Source organism: Paraburkholderia flava, from assembly GCF_004359985.1.
GTDB lineage: Bacteria > Pseudomonadota > Gammaproteobacteria > Burkholderiales > Burkholderiaceae > Paraburkholderia > Paraburkholderia flava.
The window spans coordinates 436,250-454,945 of record NZ_SMRO01000001.1; the positions used below are offsets into that span (position 1 = coordinate 436,250).

Annotated in this window: 20 protein-coding genes; 12 read left to right on the forward strand and 8 right to left on the reverse strand. The window is 61.0% G+C overall.

Annotated elements, in window-relative coordinates; all coding sequences use genetic code 11:
- Positions 1-173 precede the first annotated feature (173 nt).
- The 5 genes from E1748_RS01875 to E1748_RS01895 all read left to right on the forward strand — a co-directional run bounded on the left by E1748_RS01875 (position 174) and on the right by E1748_RS01895 (position 6,607).
- Entirely contained in the window at positions 174-2,663 is a 2,490-nt protein-coding gene (locus E1748_RS01875) for a DUF3772 domain-containing protein (protein ID WP_133645458.1), read from the forward strand.
- A 392-nt stretch (positions 2,664-3,055) separates the two neighbouring features.
- Positions 3,056-4,336, forward strand: coding sequence for a toxic anion resistance protein (locus E1748_RS01880; RefSeq protein ID WP_133645459.1), 1,281 nt, complete (start codon positions 3,056-3,058; stop codon positions 4,334-4,336).
- A gap of 1 nt (position 4,337) precedes the next feature.
- Positions 4,338-4,772, forward strand: a complete 435-nt coding sequence (locus tag E1748_RS01885) for a hypothetical protein (protein ID WP_133645460.1) — start codon at positions 4,338-4,340, stop codon at positions 4,770-4,772.
- Between the two features lie 57 nt (positions 4,773-4,829).
- Entirely contained in the window at positions 4,830-5,726 is an 897-nt protein-coding gene (locus tag E1748_RS01890; protein ID WP_133645461.1) for a heavy metal-binding domain-containing protein, read from the forward strand.
- A gap of 26 nt (positions 5,727-5,752) precedes the next feature.
- Positions 5,753-6,607 carry a heavy metal-binding domain-containing protein gene (locus tag E1748_RS01895; RefSeq protein ID WP_133645462.1) on the forward strand — a complete coding sequence of 285 codons (855 nt, stop codon included), beginning with the start codon at positions 5,753-5,755 and terminating at the stop codon, positions 6,605-6,607.
- A gap of 46 nt (positions 6,608-6,653) precedes the next feature.
- Here E1748_RS01895 and E1748_RS01900 read toward each other — a convergent pair whose 3' ends face one another.
- From E1748_RS01900 to E1748_RS01925, 6 genes are all read right to left on the reverse strand, one after another.
- Complete coding sequence (locus tag E1748_RS01900) at positions 6,654-7,160, reverse strand: AidA/PixA family protein (protein WP_133645463.1); 507 nt, start codon at positions 7,158-7,160, stop codon at positions 6,654-6,656.
- A gap of 63 nt (positions 7,161-7,223) precedes the next feature.
- Positions 7,224-7,727: an inclusion body family protein gene (locus E1748_RS01905; protein WP_133645464.1), complete on the reverse strand. Its 504-nt coding sequence runs from the start codon at positions 7,725-7,727 to the stop codon at positions 7,224-7,226.
- Between the two features lie 924 nt (positions 7,728-8,651).
- Positions 8,652-9,347, reverse strand: a complete 696-nt coding sequence (locus E1748_RS01910) for a substrate-binding domain-containing protein (protein WP_240766246.1) — start codon at positions 9,345-9,347, stop codon at positions 8,652-8,654.
- A gap of 36 nt (positions 9,348-9,383) precedes the next feature.
- The gene (locus E1748_RS01915; RefSeq protein WP_420819311.1) at positions 9,384-10,385 is read right to left on the reverse strand and encodes a porin; all 1,002 of its coding nucleotides are present in this window, start codon (positions 10,383-10,385) and stop codon (positions 9,384-9,386) included.
- Between the two features lie 227 nt (positions 10,386-10,612).
- Positions 10,613-11,914: a dicarboxylate/amino acid:cation symporter gene (locus tag E1748_RS01920; protein ID WP_133645466.1), complete on the reverse strand. Its 1,302-nt coding sequence runs from the start codon at positions 11,912-11,914 to the stop codon at positions 10,613-10,615.
- Between the two features lie 167 nt (positions 11,915-12,081).
- Entirely contained in the window at positions 12,082-12,945 is an 864-nt protein-coding gene (locus E1748_RS01925) for an amidohydrolase family protein (protein WP_133647191.1), read from the reverse strand.
- 141 nt (positions 12,946-13,086) lie between these two features.
- On the opposite strand from E1748_RS01925, the gene E1748_RS01930 reads away from it, so the two are divergent.
- The 3 genes from E1748_RS01930 to E1748_RS32045 all read left to right on the forward strand — a co-directional run bounded on the left by E1748_RS01930 (position 13,087) and on the right by E1748_RS32045 (position 15,300).
- Positions 13,087-14,034, forward strand: coding sequence for a LysR family transcriptional regulator (locus tag E1748_RS01930; protein ID WP_133645467.1), 948 nt, complete (start codon positions 13,087-13,089; stop codon positions 14,032-14,034).
- Positions 14,035-14,063: 29 nt separating this feature from the next.
- Positions 14,064-14,702 carry a hypothetical protein gene (locus tag E1748_RS01935; protein ID WP_133645468.1) on the forward strand — a complete coding sequence of 213 codons (639 nt, stop codon included), beginning with the start codon at positions 14,064-14,066 and terminating at the stop codon, positions 14,700-14,702.
- 184 nt (positions 14,703-14,886) lie between these two features.
- Positions 14,887-15,300: an energy transducer TonB gene (locus E1748_RS32045; RefSeq protein WP_420819312.1), complete on the forward strand. Its 414-nt coding sequence runs from the start codon at positions 14,887-14,889 to the stop codon at positions 15,298-15,300.
- A gap of 196 nt (positions 15,301-15,496) precedes the next feature.
- Here E1748_RS32045 and E1748_RS01945 read toward each other — a convergent pair whose 3' ends face one another.
- Together E1748_RS01945 and E1748_RS01950 are read right to left on the reverse strand one after the other, a co-directional pair.
- Complete coding sequence (locus tag E1748_RS01945; RefSeq protein ID WP_133645470.1) at positions 15,497-15,844, reverse strand: hypothetical protein; 348 nt, start codon at positions 15,842-15,844, stop codon at positions 15,497-15,499.
- A gap of 341 nt (positions 15,845-16,185) precedes the next feature.
- On the reverse strand, positions 16,186-16,572 hold the full coding sequence (locus E1748_RS01950; protein ID WP_133645471.1) for a hypothetical protein: 387 nt from the start codon (positions 16,570-16,572) through the stop codon (positions 16,186-16,188).
- Positions 16,573-17,324: 752 nt separating this feature from the next.
- On the opposite strand from E1748_RS01950, the gene E1748_RS01955 reads away from it, so the two are divergent.
- The 4 genes from E1748_RS01955 (at position 17,325) to E1748_RS31680 (ending at position 18,548) form a co-directional block, all read left to right on the forward strand.
- Positions 17,325-17,657: a hypothetical protein gene (locus E1748_RS01955; RefSeq protein WP_133645472.1), complete on the forward strand. Its 333-nt coding sequence runs from the start codon at positions 17,325-17,327 to the stop codon at positions 17,655-17,657.
- Positions 17,658-17,671: 14 nt separating this feature from the next.
- On the forward strand, positions 17,672-17,851 hold the full coding sequence (locus E1748_RS01960; protein ID WP_133645473.1) for a hypothetical protein: 180 nt from the start codon (positions 17,672-17,674) through the stop codon (positions 17,849-17,851).
- A 34-nt stretch (positions 17,852-17,885) separates the two neighbouring features.
- Positions 17,886-18,140 carry a major capsid protein gene (locus E1748_RS01965; protein WP_240766247.1) on the forward strand — a complete coding sequence of 85 codons (255 nt, stop codon included), beginning with the start codon at positions 17,886-17,888 and terminating at the stop codon, positions 18,138-18,140.
- Between the two features lie 63 nt (positions 18,141-18,203).
- The gene (locus tag E1748_RS31680; RefSeq protein ID WP_240766249.1) at positions 18,204-18,548 is read left to right on the forward strand and encodes a major capsid protein; all 345 of its coding nucleotides are present in this window, start codon (positions 18,204-18,206) and stop codon (positions 18,546-18,548) included.
- Positions 18,549-18,696 lie beyond the last annotated feature (148 nt).

Consider the following 18,696-nt stretch of genomic DNA (forward strand, 5'->3'; position numbering starts at 1 on the left):
GACAAGGCGCCCCTTTTCCATTGGGCGCCCGGCTTCGGCGAATATTGGGACACCAGGCCGTCCGAAAGATCCGAAACAATTGGTATCCGAACCCGGAGAGCGAGTGTGGCAAGCTATGGCGCTGCCGGACGCTGTCGTCCGGCTTACGCCCTGCATCAACCGCCATTCCGGATATGTCGCTAAAGTTCGCATTTCGCGTCGCGCTCGCCGCGGCGCTCACGCTGATTCCTCCACTCCTGCCTGATGTGACGGGCCTCGCAGACGTCGCATTCGCGAGCACGGCAAAGAATACTTCGCGCGCCGCGTCGTCCGCCGGCGATACGTCCGCTGCATCGAGCGCCGCGTTGCCGGTGCCCGTCGCGCTGTCCCACGACGACGCGGAGGCCGAGCTGAAACGGTTGCAGCGCGCGCAGGACCGTATCAAGCAGCAGGCGTCCAACGCGACGAGCTTCAAGCAACTCTCGGGTCTCGACGCTGCGACGAACCAGCTCGCCGACGACACCGACAAACTGACTGCCGCTCTGCTGCCGCAACGCGCGCAACTACAGGCACAGCTCGACGTGCTCGGACCCGCGCCGGCGGCCGGCGCGACGCCGGAAACCGCGTCGGTTGCGCAGCAGCGCGCCGATCTCAACACACGCAAGACGCAACTCGACGGTGAACTCAAGCAGACCGCCGACGGCAAAACCAACCTCACGAACCTGACCGCTCAGATAGCCCGACTCGAACACGGACTGTTGAAGAACCAGCTCGCGTTCCGTTCGGGCAGCGTCCTCGCGCCGCAGTTCTGGTCGCCGCTGTTTCACCCGAATCCGGACGATCAGGACCGCATGCGCGCATTCGGCGACGAGGTCGCGCCGGTGCTGAAAGCGGTGTGGCAGCCGGGACAAAAACTGGTCACCGCGTTGCTCGTGCTGCTCGCGCTCGCCGTGTGGACGGCGGGGCGTCAGCTGATCGAACGGGGGATGGCGTACCTGTGTCTGCATCGTTTGCCGGAGGGGCGTTTGCGACGCAGTGCGCTCGCGCTGTCGACTTCGCTTGCGACGGTGGTCACGACCGCGATCGCCGTGCAGCTCGTGTATGTCGCGTTGACGCGCCACGCCGATCTGCCGCCGTCGCTCGACGAACTCGTCGACTCACTCGCCAAACTCGCGATGACCTGCGCGCTGATCGCCGGCCTCGGCCGAGCGCTGCTGTGCACGCGGCATCCGACGTGGCGTCTGCCGTCGATTTCCGATCCGGTCGCGCGCTCGATGCGGCCGTTCGTCGCGTGGCTCGCCGGCCTGCTGATGCTGTTCGGCACGCTCGAACAACTGAACCGCACGATCGACACCAGCCTGCAGGTCACGCTGTTCGGGCGTGGCATCGTCGCGCTCGTCGTGGTGCTGACGATCGGTCTGTCGCTGGTGCGCTCGAACCGCGTCCGCTCGGCACTCGCCGCCGCGGGCGAAGCACCTGAAGCGCGCTCGACGCTCGCCGGCCTGATTCACGCGGGCGTCACGCTGACCATCGTCGTGTCGCTCGGTGCGCTGCTGATCGGCTACATCACGATCGCGCGATTCCTCACCTACGAACTGGTGTGGTTCGACATCGTGCTGTGCAGCACGTATCTGCTGATGCAGCTCGTCAGGGACGGCTGCGAGAGTCTCTTTTCCGTGCAGCACTCGAGCGGTCGCTCGATCAAGCATCTGTTCGGCCTGACCGACATGCATCTCGATCAGGTATCGACGGTGCTGTCCGGCATCGGCACGAGCCTGCTGATGCTGATCGCCGTGTTCGCGCTCTTTACCGGCGGCTTCGGCACGACGCCCGGCGATCTGCTCACGAGTCTGCTGAACGCATTCGGCGCGGAGCGGTTGCATCGTCTGAACATCGTGCCCGCGCACATCCTGAATGCCGCGATCGCGCTGGTGGTCGGCGTGTATCTGCTGCGCGCCGTGGGCCGCTGGCTCGATGCCGAACTGCTGCCGAAAAGCGGCATGGACCCCGGCATGCGCATGTCGCTGATCACGCTGTTCAGCAACCTGGGTTATGTGCTGGTGGTGCTGCTCGTGCTGTCGCTGCTCGGCGTGAAGTGGACCAGCCTTGCGTGGATCGTCAGTGCGCTGTCGGTCGGGATCGGCTTCGGGTTGCAGGAGGTCGTCAAGAATTTCGTGTCGGGTCTGATCCTCCTGACCGAGCGGCCCGTGAAGGTCGGCGACATGATCAGCATCAGCGGCGTGGAAGGGGACGTCCGGCGCATCAACGTCCGCGCGACCGAAATCCAGTTGAGCGACCGTTCCACCGTGATCGTGCCGAACTCGCAGTTGATTTCGCAGAACGTGCGCAACGTGACGATGGGCAACAGCACGCAAGGCGTCGCGACGCTGATGCTGACGTTCCCGCTGAACACCGATCCCGAGCAGATACGCGACATTCTGCTGAAGGCCTACGAGGACCACCCCGCGATTCTCGACAAGCCCGCGCCTTCGGTCACGTTCAGTCAACTGACGCCCGACGGCATTACGCTGAGTGTGACCGGCTACGTGATCAGTCCGCGCATCTCCGGATCGACGAAGAGCGACCTGCTGTTCGAGATCCTGAAACAGCTGCGCGCCGCAGAGATTTCGCTGTCGAATCCGCAGATGCTGATGGTGCAGAACGTGCCGCATCCCGGCACCTGAACGACACCAGACGATGCGCGATGCCGCATACCGCCGTTGCCCGTGATTTCACGCGCAACGCGCGGTGCACGCATTTATCGATTGCGGTTCTATCGCACGACGCGGGATTAACCCCTTACGTGCCCGCATGGAAATGAAAATGAAAGATTAATGCGGGTATCTCGGGCCGGGTTCGTAAAGAAAGAAATCGAGCCTCAGACGGATCCGAAATCCACATCCTTTAAAATCAACGGGTTGAAGAAAAGATCGCGAAGCAGTTTCACCTGGATCGATTGATCGAATATTATGCGTCCAGCGATGTTTCATGAAACTCGCCGTCCGGACGGGACGGTTTTGTCATAATCGCCTCCGTTCGTTAAATCATCTCGCTGGATTTTTCGTCCTGCCATCGTATGAGCGATCCGATTTCAAAGCCGGAAGGTTCACCTGAATCACCGCTGGATCTGTCGGCCTATCTCAATCCCGAAAGCGAAGCGCCCGTCGCGACGCCGATTCCCGAAGTCTCCTCACTGTCCACGTTACCGGCCACCGTGCCGGCCGAAGTGCTGACGCCGATGGCGCCAGTCGCGCGGCTCGTGGACATCGCGTCGTTGACGCCGGACCAGCGCGCGCTGGCCGAAGAGCGGGCCAACGCAATCCGTTTCGACGACTCGACGTCCGTGCTGAATTTCGTCGACAACGCGTTGCAGCCGCTCGCGATCGCGTCGCGCCGGTTGCTCTCTGATACGACGGTGGGCGAGGCGGGCGAAGTCGGCAAGATCGCGGCTGCAGTGATCGACGGCATCAAGATCCTGCGCATCGAAGAGCTTCAGGAAGAAGCCCGCGACGCCGCGCCGAAGGCCACGGGTTTTCTGAGTCGTCTCGGCAAGCTGGGCAAGGTCGCGCATGGCGCGATCAAGTCGTTCCAGGAAAACCGCAAGGTGTTCCTGAACCTGATGGACGAAGAGGAGGCGAGGGCGCGCCGCATCAAGGGCGATCTGCTCGTGACGATCCAGCAGCTCGACCAGCAGTCGCAGGCGGTGCGCAAGGGCGTTTCCGACCTGTCGATCGGTATTGCCGCGATGCAGCTCGCGCTGGATCGCGGCGTCGTCGAAGCGGAGGATTTGCGTCAGGTGGCGATCCGCACCAACACCGCCGGCGATGCCGCAATCGCGATGGACTACCGCAACACGCTCGCGAATTTCCGCGGGCGGATTGCCGATCTGCGCGAAGCGATGATTTCGGCGGCGAGCCTCATCCCGTTGATTGCGTCGAACCGCAAGGCGGCGGAGACGCGGGTCAGCAAGCTCAGCACCGGGATCATGGTGACGATTCCGCGTCTGATGGCCGTCGCCGCGCAGGCCGTCGTGCAGGCGGACACGCGACGTGCCGGCGAAGAAAACGAAAAGCTCGACGACGCCGCGCGCAGGATTACCGCGCTTGCTGTACAAGGCGGCCACGACGCAGCCGTCGATGCCGCCCGCAGCCTCGGCGGCGATCCGCGCAACCTCGACGCGCTCGCGGCCGCTGCCGCGCAGTCGATCGAAACGATGAGGGAAGTGCAGGACATCGAGCAGCAAGTCATCGCGCAGGATCGCGAGCGCGAACAGAAGCTGATCGAGGTGCGCGACAAGCTCGTCGCGGGGATGCGCGGCGTGCAGGCGCAGGCGTTATCGCGTCCGGCGGGGGAATGACATGGCCGAACTCGATCGCATCGTGCCCGTCGAGGGCATGACCGACGGCGTGACTGACAAGCCGCTCGCGAACTTCGATCTGGCTGCCGCGTGGCTGCGTCACGCGGAATCGGATCGCGCGGCGTTTCTCGCACGCTTTGCGGCGATCGTCGCGCAGGCGCTGCCGAATCACGCGCAGATACAACGCGTCAGGCGCGGGCTGATCCGCAAGACCGAAGAGGTCGTCGGCGTGTCGCTCGCATTCGACAGCGAGACCTACGTGATGCGAATGCGCGACGGGCACCACCTGGTCACCGAAGTCGAAAAGAAGGTCAAAGGCGTCGTGCTCTCGACGCGCGAGATCGACGCGCACGCGTGGATGACCGGGCTCATGGCTCACGTGCACGAGCGGACCGAGAAGGCGCGCTCGGTCGCCGAACTGCTTTCCTCGCTTTAGCTGCTTCGCTTTTAGTCACTCACTAACCGCTGATCGCCATTACCGGGAGACAAACCGATGGGATGGTTGAGTTCGTTGTTCGGCAACAAGACGGCACCGGCTGGCGCACCAGCCAGCGCACCAGCCGGTCCACCGCCGGAATTTTTCGATGCCGACGGCGTGCCGCATCTGGTTCATCGACGGCTCGCCGATTCGAAGAGCGGGGCACTGCCGTGGGTCTCCACATTGACCGCGCCGGAGATGGCGCTGGCACGCAGCCACGGCCTCAAGATGCTCGCGCCGATCGCGGCGACCTGCTGGATGCACTACGGCTACTCATGGACCCAGGGTCACGCGCAAGGCTGGCGCTCGGCGTTGAGCCGGCTGCAGGCCGAGGCGGTCGCACTCGGCGCGAACGCGGTGATCGACGTGAAGATGGTGACCGTCGATATCGACATCGAAAGCAGCATGGACTACTCGCTCGTCGGCACGGCAGTGCGGATCGAGGGACTTCAGCCGAGCAATACACCGGTGGTGTCGACCGTGCCTGCGCTCGAATTCATCCAGTTGATGGAAGCCGGCATCGTGCCGGTCGGCCTCGCGGTCGGTGCGCGCTACGAATGGAGCAACGGTCCGCTCGATAGCGGCATCGGCTGGGGCAACAACCAGGCGTTGGCGCAGACCACCGCGTTCTGGGAACGCATCCGCCGCAACGCGCACGCCGATCTGCGGGCCGATACCGCGCGGCAGGGCTCGGGCGTCCTCGCGCAGTTGCAGTTCAGTCAGCTGTTCAAGGTCGAGCGACCGGAGCCCGCCCGGCTGCTCGGGCGGCACATCGTGATGGGAACCGTCGTCGACTGCGAGCCCGGCGCGACGGTGCCGCACCACATCGACTTCGTGCTCGACCTGAGCGACAAGCGCGACAGCCTGCGGAGCACTTCGGTGCACCACAATTCGTACGCAGACGGCATCTGAATTCCTTTTGATCGAGAGAGAACAGAATGGCTGACACAACGACACAAAATCCCGCAACGCAGAACCCCGCTACCCAGCTTCCCGCTCATGCCCGCGTGCGTCTGCAGGGCCTGCGCAGCGCCGCGCATCCGACCGCAGTCTTCACGTCCGACCTGTCGGTCAACGAGTTCCTGCTGGTCCGCAAGGCCGGCTTCGAGCCGATCGGCTTGTGCGTGGGCAGCAGCATCTATCACGTGGGCATTCAGTACGGCTCGTGGAGCAAGAACCAGGAACTCGAGGTGCTGTCGCAGGCGATGTATCACGCACGCGAACTGGCGATGTCGCGGATGCGCGAGGAAGCACGGGGGATGGGCGCCGACGGGATCGTCGGCGTGCGGCTCGAGATCAAGCACGTCGAATGGGACGCGGACATCCTCGAGTTCGTCGCGATCGGCACGGGCGTCGTGCACAACCACGACACCAAGGGCTTTCGTGCGCACGACGGCGGACCTTTCACGTCGGATCTGTCGGGGCAGGACTTCTATACGCTGCTGAATTCAGGCTACCGGCCGATCGAACTCGTGATGGGCAGCTGCGTCTATCACGTCGCGCATCGCGGGATGATGAAGGCGTGGGCGCAGGCGGGCCGCAACGTCGAACTCGAACAGTTCACGCAGGCGATCTACAGCGCGCGCGAACTCGCGATCGAACGGATGCAGATCGAAGCGCAGGCCGCGAAGGCGGAAGGCGTGATCGGCACGATCATTCACGAAAAGTCGTACCGGTGGGAAAGCCACGTGATTGAATTCTTCGCGATCGGCACGGCGGTCGCGCCGCTGAACGTCGAGATCGAGGCGAAGGATATTCCGGCGCCGACGCTGGTGCTGTCCGTGAACGATTGATTGCGTCGTAGGCGCACGCGTCGCTACGGCGATGCGTGTGCGCCTGCTAATTGCCGACGATTACGACCGACGCCTCCCAGCGGAAATAACCCAGCACCGCCCCATCACGATCCAGCACCGCAAGGTCGGCCATACACGTGGTCTTGCCTGCAGCCAATACCGTGCTGTGCCAGAAGTGGTCCTTCATGGGCTGAGACTTCGGTTGAAAGAGGTCGTCGAAATTGGGCACGGGTACGTCGACGTCACGAATCTGCGGTTCGACAGGCGAGACGATGTCCGGATCATTCAGCGCGAAGCGGACAAACAGAACGCTCACTTCAGCACGAAGTGCCAGCGCGGTTTCGCGCAAATGGAGATCGTCGCCCACCGACAGACCGGTAAAGATCTGACCGTCGTTATGAGCGACCTGTCCATCGTCGCCGGGACTCAGGATGTGGATATACCGGCCGTCGATCGGACTCGGCGTGTCTGCATCCTTGCTGGCGTCGGGATATTCCGAGAGCAGCGTCGCAGCGTCAACAATGGCGAGTACGTCATAACGATGACCTGACATGACACGGCCTCCACAGGAACGGAATAAGGCGGGCGACTTGAAACAATCGCCCGCATGCCTCTGTCAGTTGTGAATCGAGATGAACGGGTCCCATTGATAGCAACCCTTCGACTGGCAGTTGCGATCGATGATCTGGAAGTAGAAGTGGTAGGTAACCCGTCCTTCTGCCAGGGTTTCGGACGACCAGTAATAGTTGTCGACCTTCTGGCAGATCGGCGTCGACGGTGAACTCGTGTTCGGGATGGGGACCGACGCCGTGGCCTTCCGCGGAGTCGGCGTCGAGATCAGATCCTTGCCCTGATTGGCAATGAAGTTATAGAAAATCACCTGATTTTCGAAGCCGAGCGACAGACTCGTTTCACGCCAGCGGATCAGGTCGCCAACCTGCGCGCTCAGGTCGAGTTCACCGCCGGCCTGCCCGGTGACCACATTGTCCTGATTGGTGACCATGTAAACGTGCTTCCAGTCGATTAACGTCGGCGTACTCGGGTTTTTGCTCGGGTTTGGATAAAGCTTCAGGATCGTTTCGGTATCGATCGAAACCAGCACATCGGTAACGCGTGACATAGGAACTCCCGTTTAAGTGAGAAGAACTTCAATTGCGCGGGCTTGTTTCGCGATCTTCAATTTCTGATTGAGTGTGTCATTTTTGTGATATTTCTCATTATCAGATCGCACCGCGATTCAAGTTTATGTCCGGCAAAAATTTAATTTACCTATACACACTGATAGGTGCAAATTCAGGTTTTTCCGCATAAGAGGCGAAATTCCGGTAATTCAATTTTCGTGACGAATGCTTACATTCATGGTGAGCAAACCTGTCGATAGGTAACGAAGAGATTTGCCTTTCATCCTGCATGAAATTTTTCTGTGGCAACTAATTAACACCGTGAATGGCCCACGTGGCAAGGCATGCAGCAAAAATTGAGAGTGACAGCTTTATCGGTACAAGATTGAAAAACTGAATAAATTTGACAACGCGAAGCCGGAGATATGAAATATTTTTCCGCATAAACCTAGTTTCTATATAAAACAACAATCATTAACCTGATTTAATCATGCGATTTAAAATAAAATTTGAATTCCAGGGAATTCGCTGTGCATGCCAGCGATTCACCAAGTCTGTGCGAATATCTATCCGGCATCATTTAAACCGGATGTTTTTAATCCACGGTGAATGATTTTTTGCGCACCTCATTACACGCAAATCGATCTGGTCAGGTTGCAAACCCTTACGATCTGCCGTTCATTCTTTTTTTCGATTCTGTCGAATGAAAGGGATTTCCCCGACACTCGCCTTCGGAGAAACCTCGCACCGTGTCGGGGGGGGAGCGTCGTTTGGCCGTGCACGTTGAGCTCGTGTAGTCGGCAGATGAGCATGGCACGCTGCCGCGCGGCGCTTCGTCGGCGCAGCGCTCGTGGCGATGCTGAGCATCGCGTTGCCGGCTCAGGCGAGCAACACGGACTGAGTCTGCCGGCTGCCGCTATACGTCATGCCGGCTCCATGCCGTGATTGCGTTTGACCGCGTCGGTTTGCGCCGACGCGAGGAAGGACAGCAGCGCTTGCGCGGCTTCTTTCTGCGTCGACGTCTTGCATATCGCGGCAGAAAACACCGTGACGATCTGCGCATCGTCCGGCAGCGGACCGATCACATCGATACCCGGCAGATTCAGCAGCTCGCTCAATTGCTGGAAGCCGAGTTCGACCTCGCCGTTCGCGACCAGCGTGCCGACCGGCACGCCCGGCGGTGCCTGCACGATGCGCGGTGCGATGGTCTCGGCAATCCCCCAGCGCTCGAACAGACGAACCAGATGCGTACCGCTCGGCCCGGTCGAATAGCCGATGGTGCGCGCCGCGAGTACCGCTTCGCGAAGCTCGGCTTCGGTTTCGATCGCAGGGCGGCGCACGCCGGCCGCCACTGCAATCGCGACACCTGACCGCGCGACATCGACCCGGCTGCCCGGAACGAGATGGCCGTCCGCGTTCAGCTTTTCGATCGCATCGGCGGCGAGCACGACGATGTCGAACGGCTCGCCGTTCCGCACGCGCGACGCTGCATCGACACCGCCGACCGATTCGATGCTGACCGCTTGTCCCGTCACGCGCTCGTATTCGCCGACCAGTTCGGCGAGCAGATGGCGCGTCGCCATCGAAGAGATGCCGGTGAGCGTTCGACTGTCATTCATGTTCAAAGCCTCTGAGGATAAAAATTCGGCGCCGCGCTAGAACGTGTGCTGGAGGCCGACGCCGTATGTGCTGCCCGACGGGTTGTCGGTGAGTTTGTCGTACGAGTAGACGACGTACACCTGGGTGCGTTTCGACAGGATGTAATCGTACGCGACGGTGCCGGTATTGCGCACGTTGCTGCGGTCGAGTGGGGCGCTGTGCTTCGTGCGCGCCCATTCCGCGAGAATCGCAGTCGACGGCGTGACCGGCACGGACAGCCCGAGTTCGTATGTATGCGAGCCTGTCTCGACGTCGTTGTTGCTGGTCGTCTGCGCGGCGGCGTAGACCTTCGCGAACTTCGCGTCGTACGCGAAGCCGGCCAGATACAGGTACTGTCCCGTCGACGGTGCGATCGCCGCCGTGCGGTCGCGCTGCGCGGAGAACACGGCCGTCAGCGGACCGTTCCGGTAGGTCAGGTGCAGGCCGAGATTGTCCTTGCCCTGATGACCGGTCGTGCTGCTGACGCCATAGATCACCGTGCCCGTCAGCCCGCTGTAGTCCGGCGTCACGTACTCGACGGCGTTCTGCCATACCGTGTCGCCGATCTGCGTGTTGTTGTACGCGGCCGTGTACGACTGCACGATCAGCGGCGAAAACACCACCGACGAACCGAACGGATTCACCAGTTGCTGGTTGATGTAGGTGGGGTTGGTCTGTTCGCCGAGCTTGAACGTTCCGTAGCGGCCGGTGAGCCCGACGTACGCGTTGCGCGAGAACAGACCGTCGGTCGTGTTGCGTCCCATCTGTCCGGTGTTCGGCCGGAAGAAACTCTCGAGCGCGAAGATCACCGCCGTACCGCCGCCGATGTCCTCGCGGCCACGGATGCCCCAGTACGACGTCGTGAGTCCGCCGCCGGCTGCCTGCACCGTGCTTGCGCGTGTCGTGCTGAGCTTCGAGTTGTCGACGTACATGCCGATCAATCCATACATCTGCACCGACGATGTCGAGATCGCGGTGCCGGTCGAGTCCGCGTACGCAGTACCGCTGACAGTCAGCAGTCCGGTTGTCGCTACGCAGGCGAAATGCGCGAGATGAAAACCCGAGCCGCGTCGCGGACTGGTCGGTCGTGTGAGGGTGAGTTTCAAGCGTGTCTCCAAACGAGTTATTTTTTGGGCGCAAGCGTTCCCCACTGCGCGTGCGGATGATGTGCACGCGCAGAGTTCGGGACGTTTGCGTTTTTGTTGGCCGGCTCTGCAGCCGGCCGATACGTCAGCCGGTCATCAGATCAACCGGTACGGCGGCGGGACATTTCAGCGTTCAGCTTCGACCGGTCGAGTTCGTGTTCCCACGCGGAGACCACCAGCGTCGCGACACCGTTGCCGATCGTGTTGGCGATCGCGAGGCCGGTCCCCATGAAACGATGTATGCCGAGGATCAGCACCATGCCGGACACGGGGATCAGCGGGAACACCAGCAGCGTCGACGTCAGCATCACGAAGGCCGCACCGGCGACACCGCTCGCGCCTTTCGACGTCAGCATCGCGACGCCGACCAGCGTCAGCTGCTGCGTGAGGCTCAGTTCGATGTTGAACGCCTGCGCGATGAACAGCACGGCCATCGTCAGATAGATGTTGGTGCCGTCGAGATTGAACGAATACCCGGCAGGAATCACGAGACCGACAACCGACTTCGAGCAGCCGAGACGTTCGAGCTTTTCAAGCATCTGCGGCAGTGCGGCTTCCGATGAACTCGTGCCGAGCACGATCAGGATTTCCTCGCGGATGTAGCTCATGAAACGCAGAATGCTGAAACCGAGCAGCCGCGAGATCGCACCCAGCACGACCAGCACGAACACGACGAGCGTCAGGTAGAACGCACCGATCAGCTTCAGCAGCGGCAGCACCGCACCGATGCCGTAGGTGCCGATCGTGAACGCGATCGAACCGAACGCGCCGATCGCAGCGACCTTCATGATGATGTGAACGATGCCGAAGAACGTGTGCGCGAAGTGATCGATGATCGTCGTGAGCTGACGACCGCGTTCACCGGTCGCGGCTAGCGCTGCGCCGAACAGGACCGAGATCAGCAGGATCTGCAGCACGTTGCCGGTCGCGAACGCGCTCGTGATCGTGTCCGGGATGATGTGCATCAGAAACTCGACCGTGTTCTGCTGATGCGCGGCCGTCGTGAAGCCGGTGAGGGCGCTCGTATCGATCGTGGCGGCGTTCAGATTGAAGCCCGAGCCCGGATGGAACAGATGCCCGGCAATCAGCCCGATCACCAGCGACAGCGTCGACACCACTTCGAAATACAGCAGCGCCTTCCCACCGACGCGCCCGACCTTCTTCATGTCGCCCATCCCGGCGATGCCGGTCACGACGGTGCAGAAGATGATCGGCCCGATCACCATCTTGATCAGCTTGATGAACGCATCGCCGAGCGGCTTCATCTTCACCGCGAGCGACGGCGCGAAATGCCCGAGCAGCACGCCGAGCAGGATCGCGACGAGCACATGAAAATAGAGCGTGCGGTAGAAGGGCTTCTTCGACCCGCGTGTCTGCGGCGTCATGACTGCACTATTAGTCATGACGCGACTCCAGGACCGGCGGCGCGACGTGCGCGTGAATCATCGTTGTCTCCTGACTTCGGGTTTGTGAGCGAAAAGACTGTCTATACCTGCTTTTCGCGTGCCTGCCATCTTGATGCGGCAGTTTGTCGACGGGTTTCGTCGGCGCTTGTTGTCCAACGGTCGGTTCAGAACCCGTAGAGACGCGCCGGGTTCGTCACCAGCAACTGCTCGCGCAAATCTGCATCCGGGCAGAAGCGATGCAGCAGATCGACCAGCTCGCCGTCGTTCGGCATGTCCTTGCTGATGTTCGGATGCGGCCAGTCCGTGCCCCACAGCACGCGATCAGGCGCCGCCTCGATCAGCGTGCGCGCGAACGGGATCGCATCGTCGAACGGCCGGCGGCCGATCGACACGCGTTCCGCGCCGCACACCTTGACCCACGCGAGCGGATTGCGCATCAGCTCGAGCAACTGCGTGAACGGCTGCTGATCGAGCCCGGCTTCCGCGCGCACGCGGCCCATGTGATCGATCACGAAGGGCACCTTGATGCGGGCGATCCGGTCCGCGTACTGCAGGATGTCCTGTGCGTCGAGATGCAGCACCACGTGCCAGCCGAGTTGCTCGATCCGTTCGAGCACGCGGTCGAACACGTCGAGGTCGGGTGCGCCGCCCAGATGCGCGACGAAATTGAAGCGCACGCCTCGGACGCCGTTCGAGTGAAGATCGGCGAGCTGTTCATCGGTGATGTCACCGTCGACGATCGCGACGCCGCGATAACGTCCGTTGCCACGCGCGATCGCGTCGAGCATCGCGGTGTTGTCCGTGCCGTGGCAGCTCGCCTGAACGATCACGCCGCGGCTCAGGCCGAGAAAGTCGTGCAGCGCGACCAACCGTTCGAACGGTGCGTCGGGCGGCGTGTAGCTGCGGTCCAGCGCATACGGGAAACGCTCGGCAGGGCCGAACACGTGGCAGTGCGCGTCGCAGGCGTTAGCGGGCAGCGTGTGAGCGGGTTTAACGGGGTGAGGGTCGGGCGGCAGGCAGGATTTCAAGCTGGATGTCATCGAACGTCGTCTCTGGGTGGCTGGGCCGCGCCGTGTGCGGCTCCTTGGGATGGATGCATTGTGGCTGCCGATGGCCATGGCTACAATTGCCATACCTGACTAGCTGTTATACAAACCTCGCATAGCTCGATGGACCTGAAACAACTTGAGGCATTCGTTCACGTCGCCGAACTCGGCAGCTTCACGCGTGCCGCGATCACACTGGACACCAACCAGCCCGCGTTGAGCCGGCTCGTCCGGCATCTGGAGGTCGAGCTGCGCCATACGCTGCTCGAGCGCAACGGCCGAGGCGTGACGTTGACACCGGCCGGACAGCGGATGCTCGCGCACGCGAAGGGGATTCTGTCGCAGGTGCAGCGCGCGTCGCAGGATCTCGACGAATTGCATGGCAGGGTGGGCGGCCATTTCAGCATCGGCATCACGCCGAGCTTCGCGAAGGTCGCCACCCACGATCTCGTGCGCAGTTTTCGGACGTCGTTTCCGGGCGCGACGATTTCGGTTGCCGAAGGGCTGTCGACCTATCTGATCGAATGGCTGATGATGGGTCGCGTCGACGCGGCCGTGATTTACGACACGTTCGACACGCCGCTGATCGACAAACGAACCGTCCTCACCGAAGAGCTGTTTTTGATCGGCGCGGGCAGCGGCGGTGCGGACGAACTTGCCAATGACGAGCCCATCACGACGATCCCGCTGCGGGAAATCGCGCGCTATCCGCTCGTGATTCCCGGTCGCATGCATGCGATCAGACGAATGGTCGAGGCGGCCGCAGCGGAGCAGGGCGTGCGACTGCGCATCGAGCTGGAAGTCGATGCGGTCGCGTCGATTCTCGATCTTGTCAGCGAGGGCATCGGCTACGCGGTGCTGTCGTTGAACGCGATCGCCGGCGATGCGCTCAAGCGACGCTTCCGACTGATCCGGATGACCGAGCCCACGCTCGTCAGCCGCCTTGCGATTGCGACCAGTACCAAGCACACACTGTCGCAACTGGCGACGCAGTCGCTTGCGATGCTCGAGTCGAGGATTTTGCCGCTGTATGGGAGTGGGGTGCGATTGAAGCAGACGCGGACGGCGTAGCGAAAGCGGCTTTGAGTCATGCGGTTATCGTGCTGGTTTCGGTTTCGGCTTTGGTTTCGGAGGAGATGGATTTGGCGGTCCTGTTCAATGAAGACGATCCGGAAATCGCGCGCATCGTCGGTAATATCGCTCGCGGGCGGCGGTCTTTTGCCAATACGGTGGGTCTGCTCATCGCTGGTTTGCTGTTCGTTGGATTCATTCTTTTCGCGATCGTCGTGGGAGTGATCTGCGTCGCCAGGTCGGGCTGGAGCAAGGGGCTTGCCGACTTCGCGGCGATGGCCAGAATCTCGGTCGTGTTGTTGCCTTACTTCCTGCTGGCCACGTTGCCGCGAATATGGGCGGAGTTGCGTATCCTGGCGTTGCGCAACAGCATGAGCCGCGCAACCTGTGTGAGGTCGCCCGCAGTGGTGGCGGATGTGAGCGAACGAGTCGTCGAGTGGGGGATGCCGGGGAACACGATGACCAGGTCGACGGTCACGCTACGGCTCATCACCGACCAGAAGGAAGAAGCCTTCGTCATGCCGACGATGGAGTTTTATCTGATCGGTGGAGCGCTGGTTTTTCCGAAGAAGGTCGCGGCGAAAGGGTTGCTGGTTCAGGCCACTTATTTGGTGGCGCATGATGGTAAGACGTGGTTGGTTCGGCTTGAGGCGAGTGCGGCGGGGTGATGGGTATTTGACGTGGTGCAGGTGGGCGAGGGATCGACGGCAGCCGATTAGAATCCGTTACAGTTCGGTGCGGTCGGTTTAGCTTCGCGATATCAGCGCTGAATGCAGACAGATGGTTCTGGTCGGTGTCGTATCGTTTTCTTAAAAGCGGGCAGGAAAGCTGGTTATGAAATATCGCATTGTGATGGTGCTGGTTGCTTTTACGTTGTGCTCGTGTTCGTCAACACCTCCGTCGCCAGGCCCCACGCCGTTACCGGCGCCGTCTAAGGTGTCCGCGCACGATGGGACAACGGTTTCATCAGAGCAGCAATCGCAAAGTGCTGCCGCACCGCGCCTTCGTTGTCGCGTGCAAAAGCCGGGTTATCCGACGTCGTCTGTCGCGGCGGGTGAACATGGGGTCGTGAAGGTGAGGTTCTTCGTTGAACTCGATGGCACGATTCAGGAAACCGAGATCGTGCAGAGCAGTGGATATGCTCGTCTCGATGAGGCGGCGTCGGAAGCGATGAAACGTTCGTCGTGTGATGCTTTGGCGACTGTTGGAAGATCTTCCCGCGTGTCGTACGTTCAGTCGTTCGACTTTGGATCTAGAAGGCCGTGAGGTTAAGACGTGTCCATATGAAGTGACCGCCCTTCCGGATGAGGGCATCGCGCGGCTCAGCGCGGCCTGCCGGACCGAGTAGCGGGTATCGACGCGGGCGCTTAGCGCAGGTGCATGCGGTGAGCGTGGCAACCCCTCAATGCAAAGCTGATGTTTTTGTGTTGCTTCTTGACCAGAGATCGCCTCGAATGAAAAGCTACTGCTTCGGTTCGCGTAGAGGCAGGAAGTTTTCGCTGTCGTAGTCGGTTGTGGCTGCAGACCCGTCGCTTTTGTTGATCTTCATAAAGAAGAGGGTGGGTGCGACCATTGGGTCACCGCCGCATTTCGGGGTGTGGTTTTCGCGAACGCGGACAAGAAAGTCTGCGCCTTCGTCGGTGACCTCGAAGTCAAGGCATTCGATCCGATCCGATGTGAGTTGGTATTTCTGGATCAATTCCGCGGCTTTCCGTGTCGCTGCGTTTTCATCAGGTACAGCAGGGCGCTTTGTGCAAGCTGTGATGCAGATAGCGAGTGCGAATACGTAGATGATGGCGCGTCGTGTCATTGCGGGGCCGTTGTGTCGTACTGGTCAAGGTTGTGCGCGCGAATGATGGCGAGCAGTTTGGCGGCGTACTTCGGGTCTGTGCCGTAGCCGCCTTGCGCAAGAATCATTGCACATGTGATGGTCCGTTGGCGTAGATAGCATTGACGGAATCGCGGGTTGTCGCGGATCTGTGTGGCTCAGTCTTCGGCGGCATCGTCGAAGCTTGTGTACGCGCTTGACGACCGCAGTCATGCCGCGAGCGATACGACGAAAAATGACATATGCGTTGCTGCGGGCCTGCCGTTGGTTCGATATCAGAGCGTGCGGACGGACGGTGCCGCGTTGCGTGCTGACTTCGAGCGTCATGCAGGGGTAACTGAGAAGGCAGTGCATGCAGCGGTTTGAATTGTGGCCGCGGCCGGTCTTGCTGCCGGTCGAAGCCGTGCCGTGAAAGTGGCTGCTTTGGCTGCGCCAAGAGTCGCGTGGATACGTTTATGCAATTTTACATAAGATAAAGACGCTTGTTGCGCCGCGTCCGGCTGGTCGGCGTGAGCGGGTGAGGGTGTCACAAAATTTGTGACAACGGCGAGCAGCAGAACGACGCTAGTCGCCGCTGTTCGGGTAAAAAAATCTGTCCAGAATGACCGTTGGCCGGTCACCTCCTCGCGGTCGGCTTCTGCTGCGGCGATGATGTGGATTACCGGCACGCCGATCAAAGCGCTTACCGCGCCAGCAGTCTGGTTGTCCATGAATCGCCGTCCTTTTCGCCAGTGGCTCGGCATGCTGTGCGACCAGCCCATCTTCGCTGCCACGTCTTTGTCCGTGGTTACTCCTAGCGCTAGCTGAAGTGCGTCGAGGTATTTGGCGATTCGCATCATCTCTCCGTTGACAATTTACAGTCTGTAGATTAATTTACGTTTCGTAGATTATACGAACTGTAGATTCTCGCAGTCTATCAGCATGGTCGAAAAGGTAAACCCCGCCTATGGCCGGGTTTGTAAGCCGACGTTACGGGGGTAGTGATGCCAGCATATCGAGTCCACGCCTACACACAGTACGCGCATACGCGTGTTGCTACTGTCGATGTCCGCGCCCGCGATGTTGATGGGGCTCGCGACAAGGCCCGCACGAAGCTGTATCAGCAGGGCCGTCAACCGAATTTTCTTACGCTGGTGCCCGTTGAAGTGGGCGCACCGGCCAATCCGTTCCGCAGTTGATCCCATGTCGAAATGTCTCGCCGATCACGTGACGCCTGACCTGTTCAACGGTCGCGTTGGCGATCTGTCGCGGACGCTTGCGGTCGAAGTGCGCCGTCGTGATTTCTGTTCGGTGCCGGTTGAGGTGGTAGAGGAGTTGTGTGAGTGGTGCGGCGTTGACCGTGCGGGTGGTTGCGGTGCGTGTAGTGATTTGAAGTCAGAAGGGCGGTAGGTCCGCCGGGGTGTCCGGCAATTTTCTTTGTGAACCGACTACGCGTAGTAGTCCTAAATCAGGAGTATCAAAAATGGCAACGGAAAAGATTCGCATCATGAAGATCGATCATCAGGAGATCACGAACAAGAAGGGCGAGAAGCGTCCTATGCGCGTGCTGCATTGCTGGGTCGAGCAGTCGTATGCCGATGCGAAGGGCGAACTCGTGGACGGCTCGTTTGTGGCGAAAACGTCCCTGTTCGATAAGGACGTGAACGTCGAAGCCGGACAGGAATACCTGGTCGATTTTCGGCTAGGTGAGGGCTACGGGCAGGACGCGGGCCGGATGGTGCCGCGCATCGTGTCGTGGCGGCTCGCGAATCCGCCGAAAGCTGTGGCAAAGGCTGGTCAGGGCGTGACGGCATAGCGGGCCGGTGCGTGATGGAAAGCATTCCGTTTGATGCGCTCGACCGTATCACCGTGCAGTTGATGGTGCTGAACGTGATGCTGGGGGTGTATCTGATCTGCAAGGGCGTGGCGTTCGTGGGGTCCGTAATCGGGCGTCGCGATCCGCCGAGGAAGTCGAATCGTTCGAAGCTGGCCCACTCGGACGGTTCCTAATCAGCGGGCTGATAGGTAATCAGGGAGAAAAACGATGTTCAAGCAAATGAAGGAAGTGGTGGCGGTGAAGTCGATGACGGTGAAGCGTGCTGCGGTCGGTGTGGTTGCCGCTGCTGCGTCGGTGGGTGCGTTCGCGCAGACCACGCCGTCCACGACGTTCGATACGACGGCAATCGTCGCTTCGATCAACGGCGTTACGCCTGCGATCATCGCGGTGGGCGCTGCTGTGCTGGGCGTGGTCGCGGTGGCGTGGGGCATCAAGATGGTTCGTTCGTTCATCGGCCGTTAAGGTCGTGTGATGTGGGCGGCGTCCGGCGGTTGTCGGGCGTCGCTTTTTTCTTGTGGGGGTCGCATGGGTGCCTGTCGTCGCGTGCTGGTGTTGCTGCTGCTGTCGTGTGCGTCGTCGTGGGCGGTGGCTCAAGCGTCGTCTGTGAGTGTGTTGATGTGCGGTCGAGAGTTTCAGAGCGGGCTGGTGTACGCATCGGCTGCGGGTGCGTTGGTGATTTGCGGCGCGGATGGCGATGGCAGGCCGCTCGCCGCGTACGTGGGGTTGGTGCCGTTACCGGGGAGTGGTGCGCCTGATGGCGACGGTGTTGCCGCTGGCGTTGCGATTGGCGGTGCTGTGCTTGGTGTGATGGCGGTGGCGTTCGGTATCAGGCTGCTGCGCAATTTTCTGAATTCGTCGTCGGAGGGTTGACCGTCATGGGCTTCTGGATACCGCTGGTGATTGTGGTTGTGACGTGCTGGTCGATCGGTCTGATTCTTTTTCTGTGAGGACGCGATGATGCGTGGATTCTGCGCGGTGAGCTATGCGGGCGTGTCGCGTTGGACGGTCGTGCCGTTTC

What these genes read in the sequence shown, in the direction of transcription:
- E1748_RS01885 (WP_133645460.1), top strand. Translation starts at nt 4,338, where the DNA reads ATGGCCGAACTCGATCGCATCGTGCCCGTCGAGGGCATGACCGACGGC.
- E1748_RS01955 (WP_133645472.1), top strand. Translation starts at nt 17,325, where the DNA reads ATGGCAACGGAAAAGATTCGCATCATGAAGATCGATCATCAGGAGATC.
- E1748_RS01900 (WP_133645463.1), bottom strand. Translation starts at nt 7,160, where the DNA reads ATGTCAGGTCATCGTTATGACGTACTCGCCATTGTTGACGCTGCGACG.
- E1748_RS01945 (WP_133645470.1), bottom strand. Translation starts at nt 15,844, where the DNA reads ATGACACGACGCGCCATCATCTACGTATTCGCACTCGCTATCTGCATC.
- E1748_RS01910 (WP_240766246.1), bottom strand. Translation starts at nt 9,347, where the DNA reads ATGAATGACAGTCGAACGCTCACCGGCATCTCTTCGATGGCGACGCGC.
- E1748_RS01960 (WP_133645473.1), top strand. Translation starts at nt 17,672, where the DNA reads ATGGAAAGCATTCCGTTTGATGCGCTCGACCGTATCACCGTGCAGTTG.
- E1748_RS01890 (WP_133645461.1), top strand. Translation starts at nt 4,830, where the DNA reads ATGGGATGGTTGAGTTCGTTGTTCGGCAACAAGACGGCACCGGCTGGC.
- E1748_RS32045 (WP_420819312.1), top strand. Translation starts at nt 14,887, where the DNA reads ATGGTGCTGGTTGCTTTTACGTTGTGCTCGTGTTCGTCAACACCTCCG.
- E1748_RS01920 (WP_133645466.1), bottom strand. Translation starts at nt 11,914, where the DNA reads ATGACTAATAGTGCAGTCATGACGCCGCAGACACGCGGGTCGAAGAAG.
- E1748_RS01905 (WP_133645464.1), bottom strand. Translation starts at nt 7,727, where the DNA reads ATGTCACGCGTTACCGATGTGCTGGTTTCGATCGATACCGAAACGATC.
- E1748_RS01875 (WP_133645458.1), top strand. Translation starts at nt 174, where the DNA reads ATGTCGCTAAAGTTCGCATTTCGCGTCGCGCTCGCCGCGGCGCTCACG.
- E1748_RS01950 (WP_133645471.1), bottom strand. Translation starts at nt 16,572, where the DNA reads ATGGACAACCAGACTGCTGGCGCGGTAAGCGCTTTGATCGGCGTGCCG.
- E1748_RS01930 (WP_133645467.1), top strand. Translation starts at nt 13,087, where the DNA reads ATGGACCTGAAACAACTTGAGGCATTCGTTCACGTCGCCGAACTCGGC.
- E1748_RS31680 (WP_240766249.1), top strand. Translation starts at nt 18,204, where the DNA reads ATGGGTGCCTGTCGTCGCGTGCTGGTGTTGCTGCTGCTGTCGTGTGCG.
- E1748_RS01965 (WP_240766247.1), top strand. Translation starts at nt 17,886, where the DNA reads ATGTTCAAGCAAATGAAGGAAGTGGTGGCGGTGAAGTCGATGACGGTG.
- E1748_RS01880 (WP_133645459.1), top strand. Translation starts at nt 3,056, where the DNA reads ATGAGCGATCCGATTTCAAAGCCGGAAGGTTCACCTGAATCACCGCTG.
- E1748_RS01895 (WP_133645462.1), top strand. Translation starts at nt 5,753, where the DNA reads ATGGCTGACACAACGACACAAAATCCCGCAACGCAGAACCCCGCTACC.